This window comes from Corynebacterium glaucum (genome assembly GCF_002287505.1).
In the GTDB taxonomy this organism is placed as follows: domain Bacteria; phylum Actinomycetota; class Actinomycetes; order Mycobacteriales; family Mycobacteriaceae; genus Corynebacterium; species Corynebacterium glaucum.
Map to the genome: position 1 here is coordinate 1,811,584 of NZ_CP019688.1, position 21,408 is coordinate 1,832,991.

At 62.7% G+C, this 21,408-nt stretch carries 22 protein-coding genes and 1 tRNA gene; 12 read left to right on the forward strand and 11 right to left on the reverse strand.

What is annotated here, in order from left to right:
* Positions 1–7: 7 nt before the first annotated feature.
* The 5 genes from CGLAU_RS08795 to CGLAU_RS08815 all read right to left on the reverse strand — a co-directional run bounded on the left by CGLAU_RS08795 (position 8) and on the right by CGLAU_RS08815 (position 5,828).
* Positions 8–1,582, reverse strand: a complete 1,575-nt coding sequence (locus CGLAU_RS08795; protein ID WP_095660370.1) for a sugar ABC transporter ATP-binding protein — start codon at positions 1,580–1,582, stop codon at positions 8–10.
* The gene (locus CGLAU_RS08800) at positions 1,579–2,637 is read right to left on the reverse strand and encodes a LacI family DNA-binding transcriptional regulator (protein WP_198304891.1); all 1,059 of its coding nucleotides are present in this window, start codon (positions 2,635–2,637) and stop codon (positions 1,579–1,581) included. Before CGLAU_RS08800 ends, CGLAU_RS08795 begins: the two co-directional genes overlap by 4 nt.
* A 173-nt stretch (positions 2,638–2,810) precedes the next feature.
* The gene (locus CGLAU_RS08805) at positions 2,811–3,965 is read right to left on the reverse strand and encodes a bifunctional RNase H/acid phosphatase (protein WP_095660372.1); all 1,155 of its coding nucleotides are present in this window, start codon (positions 3,963–3,965) and stop codon (positions 2,811–2,813) included.
* A gap of 15 nt (positions 3,966–3,980) precedes the next feature.
* A complete protein-coding gene (locus tag CGLAU_RS08810; RefSeq protein ID WP_095660373.1) occupies positions 3,981–4,664 on the reverse strand; it encodes a zinc ribbon domain-containing protein in 684 nt (227 codons plus the stop codon).
* A 12-nt stretch (positions 4,665–4,676) separates the two neighbouring features.
* Complete coding sequence (locus CGLAU_RS08815) at positions 4,677–5,828, reverse strand: Nif3-like dinuclear metal center hexameric protein (protein WP_095660374.1); 1,152 nt, start codon at positions 5,826–5,828, stop codon at positions 4,677–4,679.
* A 35-nt stretch (positions 5,829–5,863) separates the two neighbouring features.
* On the opposite strand from CGLAU_RS08815, the gene CGLAU_RS08820 reads away from it, so the two are divergent.
* From CGLAU_RS08820 to CGLAU_RS12385, 8 genes are all read left to right on the forward strand, one after another.
* Entirely contained in the window at positions 5,864–6,520 is a 657-nt protein-coding gene (locus tag CGLAU_RS08820) for an HAD hydrolase-like protein (RefSeq protein ID WP_232507092.1), read from the forward strand.
* Positions 6,507–7,016, forward strand: coding sequence for a low molecular weight protein-tyrosine-phosphatase (locus tag CGLAU_RS08825; RefSeq protein WP_095660376.1), 510 nt, complete (start codon positions 6,507–6,509; stop codon positions 7,014–7,016). The genes CGLAU_RS08820 and CGLAU_RS08825 overlap by 14 nt, the downstream gene beginning before the upstream one ends.
* A gap of 6 nt (positions 7,017–7,022) precedes the next feature.
* Positions 7,023–8,000: an SURF1 family cytochrome oxidase biogenesis protein gene (locus CGLAU_RS08830; RefSeq protein WP_095660377.1), complete on the forward strand. Its 978-nt coding sequence runs from the start codon at positions 7,023–7,025 to the stop codon at positions 7,998–8,000.
* Between the two features lie 111 nt (positions 8,001–8,111).
* Positions 8,112–8,402 (forward strand): DUF3800 domain-containing protein, encoded by a 291-nt coding sequence (locus CGLAU_RS12625; protein ID WP_415877156.1) that lies wholly within the window; start codon positions 8,112–8,114, stop codon positions 8,400–8,402.
* Positions 8,288–8,956 carry a DUF3800 domain-containing protein gene (locus CGLAU_RS08835; RefSeq protein WP_415877157.1) on the forward strand — a complete coding sequence of 223 codons (669 nt, stop codon included), beginning with the start codon at positions 8,288–8,290 and terminating at the stop codon, positions 8,954–8,956. The genes CGLAU_RS12625 and CGLAU_RS08835 overlap by 115 nt, the downstream gene beginning before the upstream one ends.
* 106 nt (positions 8,957–9,062) lie before the next feature.
* Positions 9,063–9,704 (forward strand): hypothetical protein, encoded by a 642-nt coding sequence (locus CGLAU_RS08840; protein WP_095660378.1) that lies wholly within the window; start codon positions 9,063–9,065, stop codon positions 9,702–9,704.
* A 45-nt stretch (positions 9,705–9,749) separates the two neighbouring features.
* Positions 9,750–10,643, forward strand: coding sequence for a hypothetical protein (locus tag CGLAU_RS12380; RefSeq protein WP_198304893.1), 894 nt, complete (start codon positions 9,750–9,752; stop codon positions 10,641–10,643).
* 25 nt (positions 10,644–10,668) lie between these two features.
* Entirely contained in the window at positions 10,669–11,013 is a 345-nt protein-coding gene (locus tag CGLAU_RS12385; RefSeq protein ID WP_198304894.1) for a pentapeptide repeat-containing protein, read from the forward strand.
* A gap of 17 nt (positions 11,014–11,030) precedes the next feature.
* Here CGLAU_RS12385 and CGLAU_RS08850 read toward each other — a convergent pair whose 3' ends face one another.
* The 3 genes from CGLAU_RS08850 to CGLAU_RS08860 form a co-directional block, all read right to left on the reverse strand.
* Positions 11,031–11,798 carry a hypothetical protein gene (locus tag CGLAU_RS08850; protein WP_095660380.1) on the reverse strand — a complete coding sequence of 256 codons (768 nt, stop codon included), beginning with the start codon at positions 11,796–11,798 and terminating at the stop codon, positions 11,031–11,033.
* A 67-nt stretch (positions 11,799–11,865) separates the two neighbouring features.
* A tRNA-Val gene (locus tag CGLAU_RS08855) sits at positions 11,866–11,941 on the reverse strand.
* 51 nt (positions 11,942–11,992) lie between these two features.
* On the reverse strand, positions 11,993–12,400 hold the full coding sequence (locus CGLAU_RS08860) for a DUF3052 domain-containing protein (RefSeq protein WP_095660381.1): 408 nt from the start codon (positions 12,398–12,400) through the stop codon (positions 11,993–11,995).
* A gap of 246 nt (positions 12,401–12,646) precedes the next feature.
* Between CGLAU_RS08860 and aceE the strand changes: the two genes are divergently transcribed.
* Positions 12,647–15,388 (forward strand): pyruvate dehydrogenase (acetyl-transferring), homodimeric type, encoded by a 2,742-nt coding sequence (aceE, locus tag CGLAU_RS08865; RefSeq protein ID WP_095661148.1) that lies wholly within the window; start codon positions 12,647–12,649, stop codon positions 15,386–15,388.
* A 108-nt stretch (positions 15,389–15,496) separates the two neighbouring features.
* Complete coding sequence (locus CGLAU_RS08870) at positions 15,497–15,907, forward strand: hypothetical protein (RefSeq protein WP_095660382.1); 411 nt, start codon at positions 15,497–15,499, stop codon at positions 15,905–15,907.
* A 252-nt stretch (positions 15,908–16,159) separates the two neighbouring features.
* Here CGLAU_RS08870 and CGLAU_RS08875 read toward each other — a convergent pair whose 3' ends face one another.
* Positions 16,160–17,962: an NAD(P)-binding domain-containing protein gene (locus CGLAU_RS08875; protein WP_095660383.1), complete on the reverse strand. Its 1,803-nt coding sequence runs from the start codon at positions 17,960–17,962 to the stop codon at positions 16,160–16,162.
* A 270-nt stretch (positions 17,963–18,232) separates the two neighbouring features.
* Between CGLAU_RS08875 and CGLAU_RS08880 the strand changes: the two genes are divergently transcribed.
* Entirely contained in the window at positions 18,233–18,547 is a 315-nt protein-coding gene (locus CGLAU_RS08880) for a hypothetical protein (RefSeq protein WP_095660384.1), read from the forward strand.
* 51 nt (positions 18,548–18,598) lie between these two features.
* Here the strand turns inward: CGLAU_RS08880 and CGLAU_RS08885 are convergent, their stop codons facing one another.
* Both CGLAU_RS08885 and CGLAU_RS08890 read right to left on the reverse strand, forming a co-directional pair.
* Positions 18,599–19,150, reverse strand: a complete 552-nt coding sequence (locus tag CGLAU_RS08885) for a phospholipid scramblase-related protein (RefSeq protein WP_095660385.1) — start codon at positions 19,148–19,150, stop codon at positions 18,599–18,601.
* A 30-nt stretch (positions 19,151–19,180) separates the two neighbouring features.
* Entirely contained in the window at positions 19,181–20,095 is a 915-nt protein-coding gene (locus CGLAU_RS08890) for an alpha/beta fold hydrolase (RefSeq protein ID WP_232507093.1), read from the reverse strand.
* A 215-nt stretch (positions 20,096–20,310) separates the two neighbouring features.
* On the opposite strand from CGLAU_RS08890, the gene CGLAU_RS08895 reads away from it, so the two are divergent.
* Positions 20,311–21,354 carry an extracellular solute-binding protein gene (locus CGLAU_RS08895; RefSeq protein WP_095660387.1) on the forward strand — a complete coding sequence of 348 codons (1,044 nt, stop codon included), beginning with the start codon at positions 20,311–20,313 and terminating at the stop codon, positions 21,352–21,354.
* Positions 21,355–21,408: the final 54 nt, after the last annotated feature.

Below are 21,408 nucleotides of genomic sequence, written 5' to 3' on the forward strand. Positions count from 1 at the left end.
GACGTGCTCATAGTTGCGCCTCTCTTCTCGTTTTGTCGTTCTCGCCGGGCTCCGCTGCGTCGGCAGCCCCTACGGTGCCTGGCGCATCCACGATGGCGTCGTCCACGTTGGACACGGCCAGCGCCATGATGTCGTCCTGCGACGCACCTCGCGGCAACTCGCCGGCAAGCCGCCCGCCCGACATCACCAAGATTCGGTCAGACATTCCGATCACTTCCGGCAGCTCGCTCGAGACCATGAGCACGGCACCGCCGTTTTGGGTGACGGAGTTAATGATGTTGTAGATCTCCACCTTCGCGCCAACGTCGACACCACGGGTCGGTTCGTCGAGCAGCAGCACATTCGACCCCGCCAGAACCCAGCGGCCGAACACGGCCTTTTGCTGGTTACCGCCGGAGAGGTTGCGGATCTCCTGGTCGATGCCGGCCATCTTGATGCGCAGCGTTTCGGCGACCTCGCTGGCGCGGCGCCGCTGGCCGGAGATGTCAGCCAGCCCCGCTTTGGAGGTAGAGCGCAGCGTCGCAAGCCCGATGTTGTCGGAGACCGATGCCCCCAACACCAGGCCCTGCGCCTTGCGGTCTTCCGGGACGTGACCGATGCCGTGGCTGATGGCATCAGCGACGCTGCCGGACTTGAGCTGGGAGCCGTTGATGATTGCCGTGCCCGAATCCACCGGGTCGGCACCGGCGATGGCCCGCACGACTTCTGTGCGACCGGCACCGACCAACCCAGCCAGCCCGACAACTTCGCCTGCGCGGACCGTGAAGGAGATGTCGTGGAACTTGCCCTCCGAGGTCAACCCGTTGACCTCGAGCAGCGGCTCACCAATCGCCTTTTCTACTTGCGGGTATTGGTCTTCGATGTCGCGGCCCACCATGTGGCGCACCAGCACCGGCTCCGGGGTATCGGCGGGGACCTCCGCGACGAAGTGCCCGTCGCGCAAGATCGCCACGGTGTCCGCGATCTCTTCGATTTCGTCGAGGTGGTGGGAGATGAACACCATGCCAACCCCTTCGGCCTTGAGCTCGCGCATCACCGTGAACAGCTGCTCGATCTCGTGGCCGGTCAGCGCCGCGGTCGGCTCGTCGAGAATGAGCATGCGGGCGTCCATCGAGAGTGCCTTGGCAATTTCGACGAGCTGCTGGCGCGCGATTCCGAGCTCCCCTACCGGGGTGTTCAGGCTGACATCGAGCTTGATCCGATCCAGCGCTTCTTTCGCGCGTGCGCGCAGCTCACGGAAGTTCACCAACCCGCCGCGCTGCGGCGTTCGGCCGAGCATGACGTTTTCGGCTACGGACAGGGTCGGCACCAGGTTGAGTTCTTGGTGGATCGTGGCGATGCCGAGCGCTTCAGACGCTTTGGTATCGGAAATCGTCACCTCCTGGCCGTCGACAAGAATGCGCCCAGACGTCGGCTGGTGCACACCCGCCATCATCTTGATCAGCGTCGATTTGCCTGCGCCGTTCTCGCCGAGCAGTGCGAGTACGCGCCCGGGTTCGACCGTAAGTGAAACGTCCTCAATGACGCGCACGGGTCCGAAGGACTTGGACACGTTCTCGAACTGGAGAATCGGTGTTGTCACCCTTGCACCTCCTTAAAATGATCGGACTGTTGAATATCGCTCTGGCGAGCCCGAGGCTGAGCAGTGCGCTTGGAGGATTCGCGGACAATGAGCCGTGTGGGCAGGACTTCCTCCGACTCGTAGTCCTCGCCCTGCAACATGGCGTGGAGTTTCGCCCATGCGCGGCGGCCAAGCTCGGTGACGTTTTGGTCGATCACCGTCAGCGGGGCCGGTTGAATCCGAAACGCGGGCTGGTCGTCGAAACCGATCAGCGCAAGGTCCACACCGGGCTGCATGCCCATCTCGTAGCAGGCCTCGAGCGCACCCGTGGTCATCATGGAGTCGCCCGCGATCACTGCTGTCACCTGGTCCCGCAGCAGCGTCATCGTGCCGGCGTGACCTTCTTCGCGACGATACCCGCCCCGGTAGATCACCGGTTCAAGGTCGGGGTGGTTGGCCACAGCGGATTCGAAGCAGGCCAGGCGCTGCACACCAGTGGATGTGCTGCTCGGCTCCGCAAGGTAGCCAATCCGTCGGTGGCCGTTCTCGTACAGCAGCCCAACCGCTTCGTGAATCGAAACCTCCGGATCGGAGACCACCGACGGCAGGTCAAGGCCCTGAAGTCTGCGGTCCACTTGCACGATCAGGTGCCCGTTCTGCTTCAGCTCCTCGATAGCGTCTGCGCTTTCCGCCGCAGGCACGATGATGAACCCGCTGAGCTGCTGGCTCTGAAATACGCGCAGCGCGGCATCGAACTGGGTGGCGTCTTCGTGCGTCGAGGCAGTGACCGTCGAATAGCCGTCGCGCTCGGCGGCCTGCTGGATCGCCGTGGCCATCTCCGCAAAGTATGGGTTGACCAGGCTGGGCACCGTCAGTCCGATGGCCGCGGAGTTGGAGTTCCGCAGGCCCCTCGCCTGCAGGTTGGGCAGATAGTTCAGCTCGCGGGCGGCCTTTTCCACCCGGTCTCTCGTGGTGGTTGAGATCGCGGGGAATCCGGAAAGCGCACGCGAGGCGGTGGAGACGGACACACCGGCCTGCTCTGCGACGTCTCGCAAAGTCGCGCGACGAGGACTCACCGTGACCACCTCCTTCGATTCCGGGCTAGCAGACTGCTGCAATTGCTTGTTGCAAACGTTTGCATCTCACCCTCAACCCTAGGAAAATCCAGCGAAAGCCGTCAAGTGATTCAGTTCACCAATAGCCCCTTTAGTGCCCCCGGTCGCGCAGCTAGAGAAATTATTTACTCAACTTAGTCGAAGTGGCGGTGATGCGCCACATCATTGAATGCTCGCACAACCCCGAAGTCACCGTAGAACTCGACCACGGACACGCTCGCCAGATCAAGGAAAATGTGTTTGAACGTCTCCGCGTTCGTGCCCAGTGCCTGCCGGATCACCGACTTAATCGGCGTCATGTGCGCCACAACCAGCACCGTCTGCCCCTCGTGCGCCTCCTGCACCTTCAGTCGCTCGCGGGTCACCCGTCGGTGCAACTTGGCCAGGGATTCGCCGTTCGGAGGGCTTTCGCTTGACGACGCCTCCCACACGCCCACCTGCTCCGGGTACCGCTCAAGAGCCTCGTCCCGAGTCAGGCCTTCGAAGTCCCCGAAATCAACTTCTCGGAAGCCGTCGTACACCTCGATGTCCGACGCGTCGCGGCCGAGGGCTTCAGCACAGTGCTTTGCAGTCTGCAGCGCGCGGCGTTGCGGCGATGAGATGATCGCATCGATCTGCCCCATCTGTGCGACTGCCGCGGCAGCGCGCTTCGCCTGCGCGTGACCGATATCGGTGAGCTCCGGTTCGGCAGCGCCGGAAAATCGGCGCTGTGCGGAGTGCTTAGTCTGGCCGTGGCGCAGGAGGACGAACCGGGTGCGCGGCGCTTTCGCATCGGACCAATGCGCAGGGCCAGCGACAACGTGTGATTGCTTCTTCTCAGCCTGCGCTTCGCGCTCCGCAGTCGCGGGAGAGGCCGACACGTCCAGCACCCGCGGGGTGCCGTCCTTCGCGGCGGCGTCCATGGCCACGTTGGAAAGCTCGTCGGCTTTCTTGTTCTTGGCGCGCGGCACCCAGGTGTAGGTCACCTCATCGAAACCCTGCGCAATCTTGCGGGCCTCAAGCGCGAGCTCTTTCATGTCCGGGTGCTTGATCTTCCACCGCCCGTTCATCTGCTCGACAACCAACTTGGAGTCCATCGACACGTCCACCGCGGTGGCCCCCAGGTCGCGCGCGGCTTCGAGCCCGCGCAGCAGACCGTGGTACTCGGCGACGTTGTTCGACGCTTTCGCGCCAACTACGTAGGCAATCTCCGCGAGGGTCTCGCCGCCCTCGCCGTAGACCACGGACCCGGAACCAGCCACACCCGGGTTGCCGCGGGAGCCGCCGTCGCAGAACATCGCTACACGCATGCCAGCCCCTTCTACCTACTGTTCCGGGGTGACGCGCACGAGCAGCGCCCCACAGTTCGGGCACGTTGGCAGCTCGTCGGCATCCGCACCCATGACTTCAGCGCGCTCCGCCGGCGGAAGCTGGATAAAGCAGGAGTTGCAGGTCCGGCCGTTGAAGGCCGCGGCGCCAATGTCGTCGTAAAGCGAAAGAAGCTCCTCCGGCAACCCGGCGCGAAGTGCGGCCGTGTCCACCTGCTCGACCTCGGGCAGAGCGTCGACGGCACGCTGAGCGGCCTCGACTTTGCGGTTCGCCTCGTCCAGGCGTGCGCCGTGGTTGTCGCGGTTGTTGCGCAGCGCGGCGATCTCGTTGTGTGCCTCCTTGAGCTCGGAGAGCAGATCTGCGATGCGCGACTTCGCGGCGTAGCGGTCATGCTCCAGATCCTTGCGGCGCTCCGGGTCAGTCTCGGCGGAAAGCTGGTGCTTGTCGTCCAGCTCGCGGCGCTTGAGCTTGCGCTCGTCTTCTTGGATGCGGAGGATCTCCAGCTCCATGTCATCCACCGCCATCTGTGCGGCAGATGCAGCGGAGGTAATGCGGTCGCGTTCAGCGGTGAGGCGCTCGAGCTCCTTCTCCTCCTCGCGTTTGCCGCCAGGGTGGGCGGCTGCACGCTCGGCATCGGCGAGCTGCAGGAGTTTCAGCTGCTGGTCTTTGGGCAGGTGCATGACGTGACTCCTTCAGTGCTTCGGGTGCTCGGTCTTCGACGGGTGCGCGGACACGGTCCACGGGTCGGTGCGGATCGGGATGATCTCGGTCTCCACACCCAACTCGGCCACGATACCCGCGGCCTGCTCGGTCCAGGGGAACTCGCTGGCCCAGTGGGCGGTGTCGATCACGGCAGGCCCGCCTGCGCGCAGGTGCTCATCGACGGGGTGGTGGCGCAGATCCGAGGTCACATACACATCCACACCCAGCTTGGCGACGTCTTCGAGGAAGCCGTCGCCCGAACCGGACGAGACCGCGACCTTCTGCACGATCCGCTCCGGGTCGCCGGCGGCGCGCACGCCCCAGGCGGTTTCCGGCAGCGCGTCGGCGACCTGCTGCGTGAATGCCGCGAGCGTCATCGGTTCCGGCAGCTCTCCGACGCGACCCAACCCGGTGGCCTTGGAAAGCTCCCGGGTCTCGGCCATTTGCACCACGTCGAAGGCGGGTTCCTCGTAGGGGTGGGCGTTGCGCAGGGCGTCGATAAGCTTGCGACGAAGTGTGGTGGGTGCGACAAACTCGACGCGCGTCTCGCTGTCGCTGTAGTGCTTGCCGATCGCGCCTTCGGTGGGGTCGGCACCTTCGACCGGGGTGAAGCGGCCGGTGCCGTCGATCGCGAAGGCGCACTCGCGGTAGTTGCCAATCTCGCCCGCGCCAAGCTCGAACAGCGCCGCCATCACGCGCTCCACATCAGCCGGTGGGATGTGCACGCCCCACTTGTCAATGCCGTCGAGGTGCACCGGCTTGATCGGCCGCCCCGGAGTAATGCCCACCAGCTCGGCCAGCTTGTCCGAGACTCCCGGGCGCGCGGAATCCGCGTTCGTGTGCGCCGCGAACAACGCCACCCCACCTTTCAACAAAGTGTGGATGACCTTGCCCTTTGGCGTATCCACTGCCACGGAAGACACCCCTCGCAGCAGCAGTGGGTGGTGCACGACCAGCATTTGCGCTTGGCTTTCGACGGCAGCCTGCGCCACCTCCAAAGTGCAATCCAGCGCGAAAGCGACTCGGCTCACCCCGTCGTCCGGGTCGCCACAGATCAACCCGACCTTGTCCCAGCTTTCGGCGAGCTGCGGCGGGTAGGCGGCCTCCAGCGCGGCGACGACATCTGCAACGGTGACACTCATGGCACCCAGCCTACAAATTGGGCATGCTGGTGCGCGTGACTGCATCATCTGGCCCCACCACCTTGCTCCTTGACGTCGACGGCACTCTCATCGACTCCTACCCCGGCATCCGCGAAGGATTCGTGCGCGGGCTCGACGCGGTGGGCCACCCGCTGCCCGACGAGAGCTTTATCAAGCGCATCCCCGGCCCACCGATGCGGGAGTCGATGGCGGCGGCCGGTCTCGACGAAGCCGACATCGACCGCGCGCTAAGCGTGTATTCGGAATTCATGTCGATCGAGGGCTGGCAGGTCTTCACCGTGTTTGACGGCGTGGTCGAGGCAATCCGGGAGTGGAAGGAACAAGGGTTGCAGGTGGTCACGGCGACGTCGAAAAGCGAAAAATTCGCTCGGCTGGCGCTGGAAGAAGCTGGAATTCTGCCGATGATCGACTTCCTGGGGGCCGCGGACTACGACGTAGACCGCACCACGAAGATCGAGGTGATCCGGCACGTGCTGGACTCGGTGAACCCGCACAACCCGCTGATGGTGGGCGACCGCAAGCACGACTTTGCGGGCGCGGCGGAGTTCAACCTCCCGTCCGTAGCCGTGACGTGGGGCTATGGTGATGCAGACGAATGGGCGCAGGCGACGCACATCGCGCGCGACACCGAGGAGCTGAAGGAGATTGTGAGGAACCATGTCGGACGCTGAGCAAAGCGGCAACCAGGGCGAGAACACAGCGCAGCTGCACATCGACTTTGTGTGCACGGGCAACATCTGCCGCTCGCCGATGGCGGAGGTCATCGTTCGCCAGAAGCTTGAGGACGTCGACTTGGGCGACGCCGTGCGCGTCACCTCCAGCGGCATCGGCGACTGGCACGTCGGCCACGCAGCAGACAAGCGCGCTCTGGTTGAGCTGGCCGAGCACGGTTACGACGGCTCCGAGCACCGCGCGCAGCAGTTCGGCGCGGAACAGCAGAACGCGGACTTGATAATCGCGCTGGACACGAACCACGTCTCTGAGCTGGTCGCACGCGGCGTGCCGGAGGAGAAAGTGCGCCTGCTGCGTTCCTTCGACCCGGATGCGGACGGCGAGGGCGTGGCCGATCCCTACTACGGCGGCCCGGAAGGCTTCACCACCACCCGCGAGCAGATCGAGGCCGCAGCTGACGGCATTATTGCTTGGGTGGGCGAGCGACTAAACTAGCGCCTTGTGAGTACCCAGCAAGCCGGAAATAAACCGTGGTGGAAGACCTTTCTCACCCCGGGCTGGGTCATCGCCGCGATTTTGATCGTGGCGTTTTCCTACTTCGCGTTCACGTTCCTCGCGCCCTGGCAGCTGGGCAAGAACGAGCGCTTGGAGCATCGCAACGAGCAGATCGTCGAGGCCTTTGAGCAAGACCCCGTGCCGCTTGCCCAGGTGCTCGGCGCAGACGGCTCCTTCGACCCCGAACAGGAGTGGACGCGCGTCACGGCCACGGGCCGCTTCACCTCCGACGAAGTCCTGCTGCGCCTGCGCCCCGTCGACCGCACGCCCGCATTCCAGGTGCTTGCGCCGTTCGAGCTTGAAACCGGCCAAACCATCCTGGTCAACCGCGGCTGGGTCCCCGCCGAGGACTCCACGCGCGTGCCCGCATTCGACGCCCCGCCTACCGGCGACGTCACCATCACCGGCATGATGCGCGTCGACGAAGGCACTCACCCCACCGCGCCGAACCACGACCAGGGCTACCAGATGGTCTACTCCATCAGCCCAGGCCAGGTGGGCGAACTCATCGGCACCGACCTCGCCAGCCCCTACATCCAGCTGCTCTCGGACTCCCCCGGCGTCCTCACCGCCGTCCCGCTTCCGCAGCTCGAAACCGGCAACCACCTCTCCTACGGCCTGCAATGGATACTCTTCGGCATCCTCGCTCCCGCCGGCCTCATCTACTTCATCGTCGCTGAAACGCGCGAGCGTCGCCGCTTCCGTCAGGAGCAAGAGGAGCTTTTGCTTGACGACGCCACCGTCAACGGCGCCGAACCTAATCCCGATTCCGGTTCTGTGGAAGAACAGGAGGGCGTCGATAAGCAAACTGCTCCTGCTGCTGGTGCCACTGCTGCTCCGGCCCCCGCACGGGCGCGCTACGGCGAAGCCCGGCGCAACCCGTGGGCTTCGGCCTACGATAGGCAGCGCGACCGCACCCGCTAGCTGTAGTTGAGTTAGACGACGGCCCGCTCTAGAATCGGCTATGGACGCACTCCGGTGCTCCAATTCCGAGGCTCGTGCTAACCGCACGAGCTTTCGTGTGTCAGGGGGACAATGTACTTAGGCTATTTCGACGAGTTCGGGCACAACGGGGCATTCATCTCTCGGCATCATCCCAAGTACAACACCCACCCAGTATTTGGGATAGGTGGGTTCATCATTCCCGCCGACAATGTTCGTCAGCTGTCGGGGGTTTTCGCCACGTTAAAGAGGCGGGGCTCAAAGAAGGGATCCATGCGAAAGTTATTGCCAAGGGAAAGCCGGTTGAGCATTGGGAGAAGAAGGGCGCCTCACTACTCACGACTAACAATGTCCGCAAATACCGCGAAGTCCGGGGCATGGTGAACCGACTGCTGAACACCTTGGATCGTCTCGATGCGAAGATGGTGTTTTACGGGCAAGAGAAACCCCGCGGCCCTAATGATGAGACTGCGGAGAACGAAACCTCACGGTACGACCACGCGATGAAACAGCTCATCCAGCGCGTCAACCGTTCTCTTCCCGACGGTGAAAACTACCTATTGCTCATGGATAAGCAGGGCCCTAAAGAGCGGATGGAGATTTTCGCCTCTAGTGCCGCCTTTATGTTCTCCCATCGCGAAGCCGACCGGTTGCTTGAGCCGCCTCTCGAAGTGGAGAGTCACTTGTACCAAACCGTGCAATGCGCAGACTGGCTATGCGCACTTGTAGGCCGCATAGCTGGTTACAAATACGATCCGGGGTTCAATGAGCATTCTTGGGCCGTGACATACTTCGGCGAGCGACTCGCGAAAATAGTCTCTGAGCAGAGCAAGATACGCGCCGCCGACAATGGAAAAGACATGTACGGCAATCATCTTGGGAGTCACACTCAGTGTTTCTCATATACGGAGATCCGACGTCATCTGGAGCGTCGGTAGCCCCGGCGCGGGCGCGCTACGGCGAAGCCCGGCGCAACCCGTGGGCTTCGGCTTACGATAGGCAGCGCGACCGCACCCGCTAGCTGTATCCGACGAAGGGGACGCCATGCACCCAGGTTCTGTGCCGACCGATGCTGACATCGCGCTTGTGGAGTCCAGCCTTGAAACGTTCGCGCGCGTGGGCATCACGCTTAACGACGACATCGAGGCTGAGGATGTCGAAGATGCCGTGGCCGACGACTTGGCCACTTTCCGCTCGTACCCGCTGACCACTGTCGCGGGGTTGCACGACCCGGATGGTGCGCCGTTTCTGAACGGTGCCGTGGTCTCATCCGTCGAGGTGGAGGCCGGTGTTATTTCCGCTGAGGACATCGTGGCAATCGTCGAACGCTTCGCAGGCGCAGCAGGTTCCGAAGCCACCGACGTCGCGGTCATGCCCGACCCGGAGACCGACGGGGCGACCGGATCCGTGCGGGTGCGCTTCGGCGAATGGGATGTCACCGACATCAACTACGACTTCCTGCCGACTGACGGCGACGGCGCCGACGCTAACGGCACTGACGCTGGCACCGCGAGCCGGACGTTCGAGCTCGACGTCATCGCAGCGGCACTGCCCGTCGACGCTGCGGCTGCCACCTTCCCCACCCCGGACGGCCGCGACGTGACGCTGTTCATCCCCGCTGGCGCTGGCTCGGATGTCGCCGAAGCGCTGTTCGCGGCGATCGAGGCCGAGTTCGAGATTCAATAGACACTTGAATATCATCCGAATAAAGATAGACATTCGGAGGTATTCGTGAAGCGACTAACTGCAGCTGCGGCGACCGTGGTGTTTTCCGGTGCTGGTTTGTTGGGATGCGGAAGCCAAGACGAGCAGCCCAGTTCCCCTCCTGCGGCTTCCAGCTCATCATCGGAGACAACACCTGCTGTTTTCACACACCAGGAAGTAGGAATCGGTGAAACGTTTGACGTTGGGGAAATGGGAGACCAAGTCAACCTGACCATCACGGAGTTGACGGTCGGAGGAGATTGCCGATACGGACCCAATGAGTACGGTCTGCAACCCGAGGCGGAAGAAGAATATCTGCAGATTTGGGCAGAGGTGGAACCGGTTCAGCTAATCCACAACACCTGGACCATGCTCAACGATCCGAAGTTCGTCGACAAGGATGGCTTCACACAATCGCTCAAGATGGACTCCGAATGTCGACCTCCCAGTGATGGCTTCGAGAGCTGGTCTCAAACCGTCGATCAAGGTGAGAAGATACGGGTTTACGGTGTTTTCCACATTCCGAACGAAGCCACGGAGCTGAAGTTTGAGTCGTACCGGTTGCCGCTGAACGAGGCCACACCCAACACAGCTTCCATTCGTCCGCCTGAAGCCACGGTGGAGGCCGACCTGGTTGAATCAGCTCCATACGTCGCGGAATGCCTTGAAGGCACTCCCGGCCCCGCACTCTGGTCTGATGGAGAGGTCCGTTACTCGGAGGATTGCTTCCAGAAACTTGGAGGCCCTGCCTACCTCGAACAGGAGGGCCAATCAGGGCTTAAACCTGGCGGCGCAGCGGTCAATGGGTATGGCTACGACGAGTACGGGTACCCGAACAGAACAAGTGGCGAGATTCAGGCCGAGTGGGGCTGCCAACAGGGTTACATCACCGACCCGGCGATCTGCTCCCATTTCGAATAACCGAGCCTTTGTAGAGTTGGCAGCCATGGGGACTTACCGCAACCTGCCGCCGGAGCGCTTCGCGAACCTGGCGGGCCGGGTCCTCAGCGGCGAGGATTTCTCGGACTACGACCTGTTGGAGGCCGACTTTTCCGGCAGCATTTGCCGAGGCTGTGACTTCACCGGGGCGATGTTGGCTTGGTCGAATCTCCGCGGCGCAGACTTTACCGGCGCGAACTTCACCAACGCGATTCTCTGCGAGGCGGAAATGTACGGCGCGATTCTCACCGACGCCGTGTTCACGGGAGCTGGCCTCGGACCGGTCTATGCGGACCCGGCACAATTCGCGGATGCTCGCGGCGTTGACATGGAGAGCGCCGACATCCTGTAGTGCGCTTTAACCGCGCCCTACTCCTCGTAGTTGAAGCTGTGGAAGATGATTTCGTCGCCCCTGGCCGTCGAAAAGCCTTGGTATCCTTCCCTATCCTCTTGCTGCGAGGTCCAGATGTTGATGTGCACCTGCTGTGCATTGTCGCGCGGGATGCGGGACGTGCTCTCCGTGTCTGAAAGTACCTGCCCATCGGCGGTAGAGGTGACGACTCGTAGGTAGCCGTCGCGCCACTCCGCGCGGGTGGTCAGTGTCTGATGGCCGGCGGGGATCTCAAATGCTGACGGGATGATGCCGGTGCCGGGGCGGGCGACCTCGAGGTCATCGGGGTAATACGTGACGCTCGCGTGTGGGAGTTCCAGGTGCGGGGCGTTCCAGCGCGAGATCTCGATGAAGTCGATCTCCGAGTAGCCACCGCCGTGGTTGAACTCGATCCAGTCGTAGGTGAACACGCCCAGGACGTTGCTGGGGTGCATGGCGTTGAAGTCCGCGCTGTAGATGAAGGTGTAGACGCCGTATCCGAGGGACGGCACGGTGAGGATCTCCACACCGCCGTCGATACCCTCGCTGCGCAATGCGAGATCACCGTTGTCTCGCACCTCGACTCCGTTCACCCACTGGCGCTCGCCGGTCTTGGGGTGTTCCGCCTGCGGCTCGCCCCGTGGGCCATGGATCGACCACTCGTATCCGGACCACTCGAAGGTGATCTGGCCCCAGTCGTCCGAGAAGCGCTTGCCGTAGTGCTCAACGTATGTGGGTCCGTTCGGGTCGTTGCCGTCTGCGTTCACCGTTGCTATTTCTCCTGTTTGCCGATGCTAAAGCCCCTCTCCGATCATACGAAGAGGGACTTTGAGCTGGTGCGCCATGACGGGCTCGAACCGCCGACCTACTGGGTGTAAACCAGTTGCTCTTCCAGCTGAGCTAACGGCGCGCGTGCGGAAAATCTTAACAGACGAGCTGTCGCACGCCCAAACCCGCGTGTTTAGGACTTGCCTGCCTTCGGCGCGGTAAGCAGTGAACCCTGCCAGTCACCGAAGCGGTCGGCCTTGGTCTGCACGAGGCCGGCGAGCTGGGCAGATTCGGAGATCTCGCCTGGGTTCACACCGCCGGGCTGGCCCGCACCGGGCGTCATCAGCCACACGCGCCCGCCCTCTTCAAGGTTGCGGATCGCATCCACCAACGAGTCGACGAGGTCGCCATCCTCATCACGGTGCCAGAGCAGGATGGTGTCGCACAGCTCCACGGAGTCTTCGTCGAGAAGCGATGCCCCAATGGCATCCTCGATGGCCTCAGAGATGGCCGTGTCTGCGTCGTCGTCCCAGCCGATCTCTTGCACTACGTCGCCATTCACGACGCCGAAACGGGCGGCGTAATCTCCACCGGATCCCAAGGTGGTAGTCCTCCTTCAAGGGCCTTTTGCTTAACGACGGTTCACTTTACCTGTGATACCGCCCCCGTGTGCTCCCCCAAGGTATGACTTTTCTTATAGACGGCGCACGTGAGCTAGCAAACGCTCTAGACTCGAGTGCAAAACTGATCACCAAACTTTGGAGGATTTCACGTGGCTGATCCCACCGACAAGGCCAATCTGGAAAGCACCGACGTGTACGGCAACGCTCCAGATACCAACATCCCGATGCTGCGCGACGGTGTCGCCTCCTACCTGCACGACGCTGACCCCGAAGAGACCAAGGAGTGGATGGACTCCCTCGACGGTCTGCTTGACTCCTCCGATCCGGAGCGCGCTCGCTACCTGATGCTGCGCCTGATCGAGCGCGCGAACGCGAAGCGCGTCCCCCTGCCGGCGTTGTCTTCCACCGATTTTGTCAACACCATTCCGACGAAGCTCGAGCCGGAGTTCCCGGGCGATGAGAAGATTGAGAAGCGCTACCGCCGCTGGATCCGTTGGAATGCGGCCGTGATGGTGCACCGCGCACAGCGGCCGGGCGTAAAGGTGGGCGGCCACATCTCCACCTACGCTTCCGCCGCAGCCCTCTACGAGGTAGGCTTCAACCACTTCTTCCACGGCAAGGACGCTGAGCAAGGCGGCGACCACATCTTCTTCCAGGGTCACGCATCGCCGGGCATGTACGCCCGCGCCTTCCTTGAAGGTCGCCTGAGCGAGGACGACCTCGACGGCTTCCGCCAGGAAGTGTCCCGCCCGCAGGGTGGCCTGCCGTCCTACCCGCACCCGCACGGCATGCCGGAGTTCTGGGAGTTCCCGACCGTGTCCATGGGCCTTGGCCCGATGAACGCGATCTACCAGGCCCGCTTTAACAAGTACCTGCAGAACCGCGGCATCAAGGACACCGACAAGCAGCACGTGTGGGCCTTCCTCGGCGACGGCGAGATGGACGAGCCGGAATCCCGCGGCCTGCTGCAGATGGCTGCACTCTACGGCTTGGACAACCTCACCTTCGTGATCAACTGCAACCTGCAGCGTCTCGACGGCCCGGTGCGCGGCAACGGCCAGATCATCCAGGAGCTGGAGACCTTCTTCATCGGTGCTGGCTGGAACGTGATCAAGGTGGTCTGGGGCCGCGAGTGGGACGAGCTGCTGGAGAAGGATAAGGACGGCGCGCTGGTGCACATCATGAACACCACGCCGGACGGTGACTACCAGACTTTCAAGGCTAACGACGGCGCGTACGTCCGCGAGCACTTCTTCGGCCGCGACGAGCGCACGCGGAAGCTTGTTGAGGACATGAGCGACGAGGAGATCTGGGCACTGCGCCGCGGTGGCCACGACTACCGCAAGGTCTACGCTGCCTATAAGCGCGCGCTGGAGACCAAGGGCAAGCCGACGGTCATTCTCGCCCACACGGTGAAGGGTTACGGCCTGGGCCACAGTTTCGAGGGCCGCAACGCTACCCACCAGATGAAGAACCTCACGCTGGAGGATCTGAAGCTCTTCCGCGACAAGCAGGAAATCCCGATCTCCGACGAGGAGCTGGAGAAGGATCCGTACCTGCCTCCCTACTACCACCCGGGCGAGGACGCAGACGAGATCAAGTACCTCAAGGAGCGCCGCAAGGAGCTCGGCGGCTACCTGCCGGAGCGCCGCACTTCCTACACTCCGCTTGAACAGCCGGACTTTGAGAAGACCTACAAAGCGCTGTTCAAGGACTCGGGCAAGGCTCAGGTGGCTACCACCATGGCGCTTGTTCGTACCTTCAAGGCGCTCATGCGCGATAAGGAGATTGGCAAGCGCGTTGTGCCGATCATCCCGGATGAGGCCCGCACCTTCGGCTTGGACTCCTGGTTCCCGACGCTGAAGATCTACAACCCGAACGGCCAGAACTACGTGCCGGTGGACCACGATCTGCAGCTGTCCTACCGCGAGGCCAACGACGGCCAGATCCTCCACGAGGGCATCAACGAGGACGGCTCCTCCGCATCCTTCATCGCGGCGGCGACCTCGTACGCCACCCACGGCGAGCCGATGATCCCGATGTACATCTTCTACTCGATGTTCGGTTTCCAGCGCACCGGCGACAACTTCTGGGCCGCCGGCGACCAGATGGGCCGTGGCTTCATCATCGGCGCTACCGCCGGCCGCACCACCCTCTTCGGTGAAGGCCTGCAGCACATGGACGGCCACTCCCCGATCCTCGCATCGACGAACCCGGCTGTGGTCACCTACGACCCGGCGTTCGCCTACGAGATGCCGTACCTCATCTCCAAGGGCATCGACCGCATGTACGGCCCGGACGGCGGCGAGAACGTCATGTACTACCTCACCGTGTACAACCAGCCGACCCACCAGCCGGCGCGCCCGGAGAATCTCGACGTCGAGGGCCTGCACAAGGGCATTTACCTTTACGACGAGGGCGATACTTCCAAGGACAACCGCGTCTCGCTGCTCGCATCCGGTGTCGGTATGCAGGCGGCGCTGCGCGCGCAGCAGATCCTGCAGGATGACTACAACGTCGGCGCTGCGATTTACTCCGTGACCTCGTGGGTGGAGTGCGCCCGCGGCGGTGCGCACCTGCGCGATGAGCAGCTGTTGCACCCAGGCGAGGACGTTGGCGAGCCGTTTGTAACCAAGCAGCTCAAGCAGACCGAGGGTCCATACATCGCGACCTCCGACTTCGCCTCTGACTTGCAGGAGCAGATCCGTCCGTACGTCCCGGGCCAGTACATCACCCTGGGTGCTGATGGCTTCGGCTTCTCCGACACTCGCGAGTCCGCCCGCCGCTTCTTCAACATCGACGCTGAGTCCATGGTGGTCGCAGCCCTGATGGGTCTGGCCAACGAGGACAAGATCGATATGGAGATCGCCGCGAAGGCCGCAAAGGATCTCAAGCTCGACGACCCGACCGCTGCCGTGCCGGATCAGGCGGGTGAGCAAGAGGGCCCGGAGAACGCAACCGAGTAGGTCTCACCCTGGTCGCGCTAGTTCCCACGGTCGCGCCCCCACATCCCCGAGCGCCTGGAGCTGGCCCCAATTGGCCGGCTCCAGGCGCTCACGCTTTTTGGAGCACACATGCAAGATTCTGACTTTGCCGCAGCAGTCGCCGCCGCCCAGGAAGGCCGCGACGATGATCTCATCGCCTTGTTCAGACGCTTTCCGGCGTTGGATTGGCTCAGCGACGGGTACGACTGGAAATCTGACCACGCGCATGAGTTCAGCGAGGTCATCCAGCGCCTGTGCGTCATTCTGCCAACGGAGAGTACGTCGTGGGAGGACTTCTCCATCCTCACGGAGAATTACATCGGCCCCATTGTCTGGATTCCGGACTCGATCGACCTCGCGGCACAAGCCGCGGTCACTTACTGGAACCGGAAACCGGGCAATGATCCGCAGCCGCTTCGCGACTACTTAGACCTGCTGCGCGACCACCCCGACGGCGAACGCATCGACGAGATCGCCGCGACCGCCACAAACCTCAACTGACCGCAGCGTACGGCCCGCTAAAACACGTCCTAATCCACCACCGTAACCACGACATCAACTTCCCGCCCCGACACAAACCCGGACAATGGCGACAAACCCGGATAACTAGATACCCTTATGTAGCCAGTGCTGTACGTAAGGGTCTGTAGATATCCGGGTTTGGTTCGCCAGCGGCAGGAGGCGGCGCCACGTGGCGGGTGGCGGGGTGGCGGGGTGGCGGGTGGCGGGGCGCCGGGCGCGCACTCCACGCCCCTACGAGGTGTGATGCACTTCCGCCAGCTCGTAGACCGGGGTGTCCATGCCTTCGTAGCGCGCCTTGAGCTGCAGCGCCATGTAACGCGAGTAGTGGCGCGACTGGTGCAGGTTGCCGCCGTGGAACCAGAGGTTCTCAATCTGCGTCGGCTTCCACATGTTGCGCAGCTCGCCTTCCCATGGACCCGGGTCCTTCGTGGTGTCGGAGCCCATGCCCCACACCTTGCCAACCGTGTCCGCGGCTTCCTTCGAAATGAGCATTTCGACCCAGCCATTCATCGAGCCGTAGCCGGTGGCGAGGACGATGACGTCGGCGGGGATCTCGGTGCCGTCGTCAAGCAAAACTGAATGCTCCTTGACTTCCGCAATATTGACCCCCGAGTAGACGGGCACGCTACCGTCGATGACCAGCTCGGAGGCGCCGACGTTGATGTAGTAGCCGGAGCCGCGGCGGAGGTATTTCATGAACATGCCGGAGTCGTCGTCGCCGAAGTCGATGAGGAAGCCGGCGTTTTCCAGCGCGTCGTAGAAGTCTTTGTCCTCCTCGCGGATGACGTTGAACGCCTTCTTCTGTTCCGCGGGCAGGAGTTTGTACGGCCAGGAGGCGAAGAGGAGGTCGGCGGTATCGGTATCAATGCCGGCTTCGAGCGCGTCCTCGGAATACAGTGCGCCGAGCGCGTGCGTCAGCACCGCATTGGATTGGACGATCAGCGTTGAGGAACGCTGCACCATCGCCGGCCGCGCGCCATTGTGGAACAGGTCCGCCGCAATGTCGTGCGCGGAGTTGTTCGCACCGAGGATGACCACGTCCTTGCCCGCATCGCCTGCGCCGCCCGCATGCTCGGAGGAGTGGCGGATCTCGCCCGCGAACTTCTCCTGGCCCGGCAGCTGCGGCCGGTTCGGCACACCGGACATACCGGTCGCAAACACGAGCTGCACCGGGTGAAGCTCCATCTGCTTGCCGTCGCGCGTGAGCGTGACATTCCAGCGCTGCTCCGTCTCGTCGAACTCGGCGTGCTGCACCTCAGTGTTGGACCAGTAATCCAGGTCCATGATCCCCACGTAGTGCTCCAGCCAGTCCCCCATCTGATCCTTCGGGGTGAACACCGGCCAGTCGTCAGGGAACGGTAGGTACGGCATGTGGTCGTACCAGACCGGGTCGTGCAGGCACAGCGAGTGGTAGCGGCCCCTCCACTGGTCACCAGGTCGCGCATGCTTATCGACGATCAACGTTGGCACCCCCTGGCGCTTCAACCGAGCCCCTAACCCAATTCCACCCTGGCCGCCACCAATGACGAGGACGTACGGCTGCTCGGTGATGCCGAGGGTGGCGCGGCGCTTCGCGCGGCGGTCGGCCCAGTTCTCCGGATCCTGCTCCGGACCGTGCTGTGCTCCGAGGATGCGGTTGCGGCCGCGCTTCTCCGGGAACTCCTTGAGCTCGCGGGCGGACGTGAGGAGGGTCCACGCCTTGCCGTCGCGAAGCCTTGCGATCGCCCGGCAATGGAAATCTGCGGTGTCGCAGGTGAACTGGATGCGGGTAACGCCGTCGCCTTCGTCAACCTCATCGGTGAGCTCGGTGTTGGTGATCACGCAGTTCGGGTGGGTCTCGCGAACCATCTTCGCAATCTCTTCGTGCCCCTCCGCGGTGTGCAAATTCCAAGTGAAGCCGAGCAAGTCGCGCCAGAAGCCGTCCGTTTCGAAGAGCTCCGTGACCTGGGTGGCTGCGGTGTCCGCGTCTTGGGCGTCGGTAGCGCGCTCGAGGTTTTGCAGCCACTCCTGGGCGGCGGTGGATGTGGTGGTCATGGTGCTCCCTTCTAGTTTGGACGTGATGTAGAGCACACTATAACCGTTAGTATGGTTTAAGGAACTAGATTTCGCGGGGACGTTTCTCCTCGCCGGGGCACGGGCACGGGGCACGGGGCGCGATTCGCCTGTAAAAATTTACAAATAGCGTCGTTTCAGACCGCGTTCGTGCAGGTCACTAGTTACGTGCCGCAAACTCCTACAATCCGGAACGACCATCTCACATCGTGATTTAACGCCTCTCGAACCCCCGATGGCAGACTGGGTGACGTGACCGAAGAAGCCGACCTCGCTCAAAAGCCGCAGCCGCGCCGCAAGATCAACTGGCTGGCGATAGGTGCCATCGCCTCGTTCGCCAGCGTCTTCCTGTTCGTCGGCAAGAACGACGTGGCTGCCACCGTCGCCTTCGTGCTCACGTTCGCGCTCACCTTCGGTAGCGTCTTCCTCCGCGGCCGGGAGATGGTGTCGGTGTTCATCGCCACGGTGTTGTCGATGCTGCTAGTGATCATCGCCGTCTTTGTCGGCCTGGTGCGATTTAGTTCTCACCAGCACCTTGGCCTCACAAGCTCGCTGGGCATCGGCTAGGCAGAGCATTAAACCCCGTGGCCGCTCTCTAGCTGCCTCCGGGACCACCGCTTAACCGCTGCGGCGGCGCATCTTCGCGCGGCGCACGTCAATCGCCAGCGCGATACCAATTACCGCAGCGTGCTGGCGCTCGTCGAGCCCCGGCTGCATGCGCACCCGGTAATTCGTTTTGCCCATCACCGCACGCCCAACACCGGAGAATTCAGCATCCACCGAAGCAATCGGACGGCCCTGGGACGTCAGCGTGTAGTTGAGCTGGAATACCTTGCCTTCGATTTGCACCTCAGGAAAGCCAGCAACCACGACGTCGAACTTCGATCCGATCCACGCAAACCGCTGCGTCAGGCGCGCCAGTTCCATCGGCGGGTTGACCAGGTGCACGGCGTAGGTGTCGCGGATGAGATCGAACGGGTCCTCAATACTGAGCACGTGCGCGCCCGCTGCGTCGAACACCTCCACCCCGCGCGACGCCTTGACAATGTCGCCCATTTTCCGCGTCTGCCGAGCCGTGCCCAGCAACTCGCCTGTGGGGGTCTCAATCGCGAACTCATCGCGCCCGACCGCTTTTGTTTGCTTGACTACGATCTCTTGCTCTTTCAGCATGCCCCTGAGCGTAGTAGTAATTCCGGCCCCTCAGACGTTGTCAAAGCTCCCGACCGCCCGCTCGCGGACCCCTAGCGCGATCACACGCTCAATCGCGGCCGTCACCGCGCCCGGCGCGTCAAGCGGCGGCATATGCCCGGAGTCCGGGAGCACCTGCACGAACGCCCGCGGCCACAGCTCCCAGAGGCGCGCGGACTGCGACACCGGAGTGACGTGGTCGCGGTCGCCTACCAAGATGTAGCCGGGAAGATCGGCCAGCACATCCCCCGCCTCAAGCTCCGAGTGGTCAAGCAGGTCGTCGAAGTACCCGGCGTAGGTGGCCAGCGGCGTCTGCTGGATCATGTCCGCGTGAAAGCGGATCACGTCGTACGGCATCGGCCGGAAGTAGAACCCCAACGCCAGCACCGGCGCCAGAGACCGCGTCACTGCGCGCCGCACCCCCTCAGCAAAGTGCGGCGTGCGCGCCACCACCCACTCCAGCGCGTGCCCGATCGGCCCGGCCAAGACCTGCGGCATCCCCTGCATCGCAAACGGTTCGACGGCTGAAGAAATCTGCACCGACCCCGCCCACTCAAACTCGCCCGCGTACCTGCGCATCAGTGACAACGACACCGGCCCACCCAGCGAGTGCCCCACCACCACAACGGGCCCGCGCACACCCCTCGCGCGCAACACGGCAGCAACGTCGTCGGCCGCGTTGTCAATGGTGAGCAGCTCGGGCGAGCAATAGCCGGTGTTGCCGTGGCCGCGGACGTCGATAAGCAATTGCCTGATGCTCTGGCCGCGAAGAGCTTCGACCTGGAACACGAACTCCGGCGCGGCGATGTTGAAGCCGTGCACGTAGACCACGGTAACGTTCGCAGACTCGGGCCCGACCTCGTACCAGTGCACGCGCACGCCGCCGGATTCGACGGTGCCGGTGCGATCGGGGCGCAGTTCCAACATGCCGAGGAGTTTATGCGAGTGTCGCGATCCTAATGAAAACCCGTACATGAAAGCGCTTCCAACATTTCCTCACCCCTTAAAGCTCCCTTAACCGAGAATTAACGAAGTTGGCGGAACATACCCCATGAAAGCGCGTTCATGCACGAAGTGACACTCAGCTTGGTTACAGCAACGTGCTTCCCGACCCGGACATCTTGCAATCGAAAGGCAATCTTGTGAATCGCTCATCTTTCATTAAGAAGGCAGCTGCGGTGGTCACCTCCGCAGTGACCGCACTTTCCCTGGTGGCTTGCTCCTCCGAAAGCGGATCAGATGAACCGCTGATCATCTACTCCAATTCCACCTCTGATGGTCGCGGCGAGTGGCTCGTGGAGCAGGCTGCTGAGGCTGGCTTCGAAGTTGAGTTTGTCAATCTCGGTGGCGGCGACATCCAAGACCGCCTGGTTGCTGAGCAAGCTAACCCTATGGCCGATGTTGTTTTTGGTCTCAACAACGTTTTCTTCGAGCACCTCAAGGATGACGGTGTACTGGAAGCCTACGAGCCGTCTTGGTCCGACAAGGTCGAAGCCGGCATCGGCGATGACGAACAGTACTGGCCAATCGTGCGCGAGCCGATCATGCTCGTTTACAACGACGAGGCGTACTCCGAGGCTGATGCACCTAAGGACTGGCCAGATCTGTGGGAGCAGGATCGCTTCCACAACCGCTACGAAGTTCCGACCAGCATGGGTGGTGCTACCACTCAGATGGTTCTTTCCGGCATCCTCTCCCGCTATCTCGACGAGAGTGGCGACCTCGGTGTTTCCGAGGAAGGTTGGTCGGCCATCGAGGCTTACTTCAAGAATGGCAATAAGGCCGTGAAGGGTACCGACCTCTACGCCCGCATGCAGGCTGGCGAGGTCGACGCTGGTCAGATGTGGCTTGCGGGTAAGGCAAACCGTGAGAAGGAGTACGGAATCCAGACCACCGCGGTGCACCCGGCGATCGGCGTACCTATGGCAACCCAGCACATCGCGAAGGTCGCCGGCAGCGACAACGAGAAGGCCGAGGAATTTATCGATTGGTTCGGCTCCGCAGAGGTTCAGGCGGCATGGTCGCGCGAGTTCTTCACTGCACCAGTTAACTCCGACGCGCTTGCGGACGCAGATCAAGATGCCGTCGAGCAGACCGACTCTTTTACGGGTCAGGAAATCGATTGGCCGACTGTGGCAAAGAACCTGCCGTCTTGGATTGAGAAGATCGAGCTGCAGTACCTGTAGCTCCTCCGTATTCCCCTAAACACATGGCCTCGTTCGCACACAGACGAGGCCGTG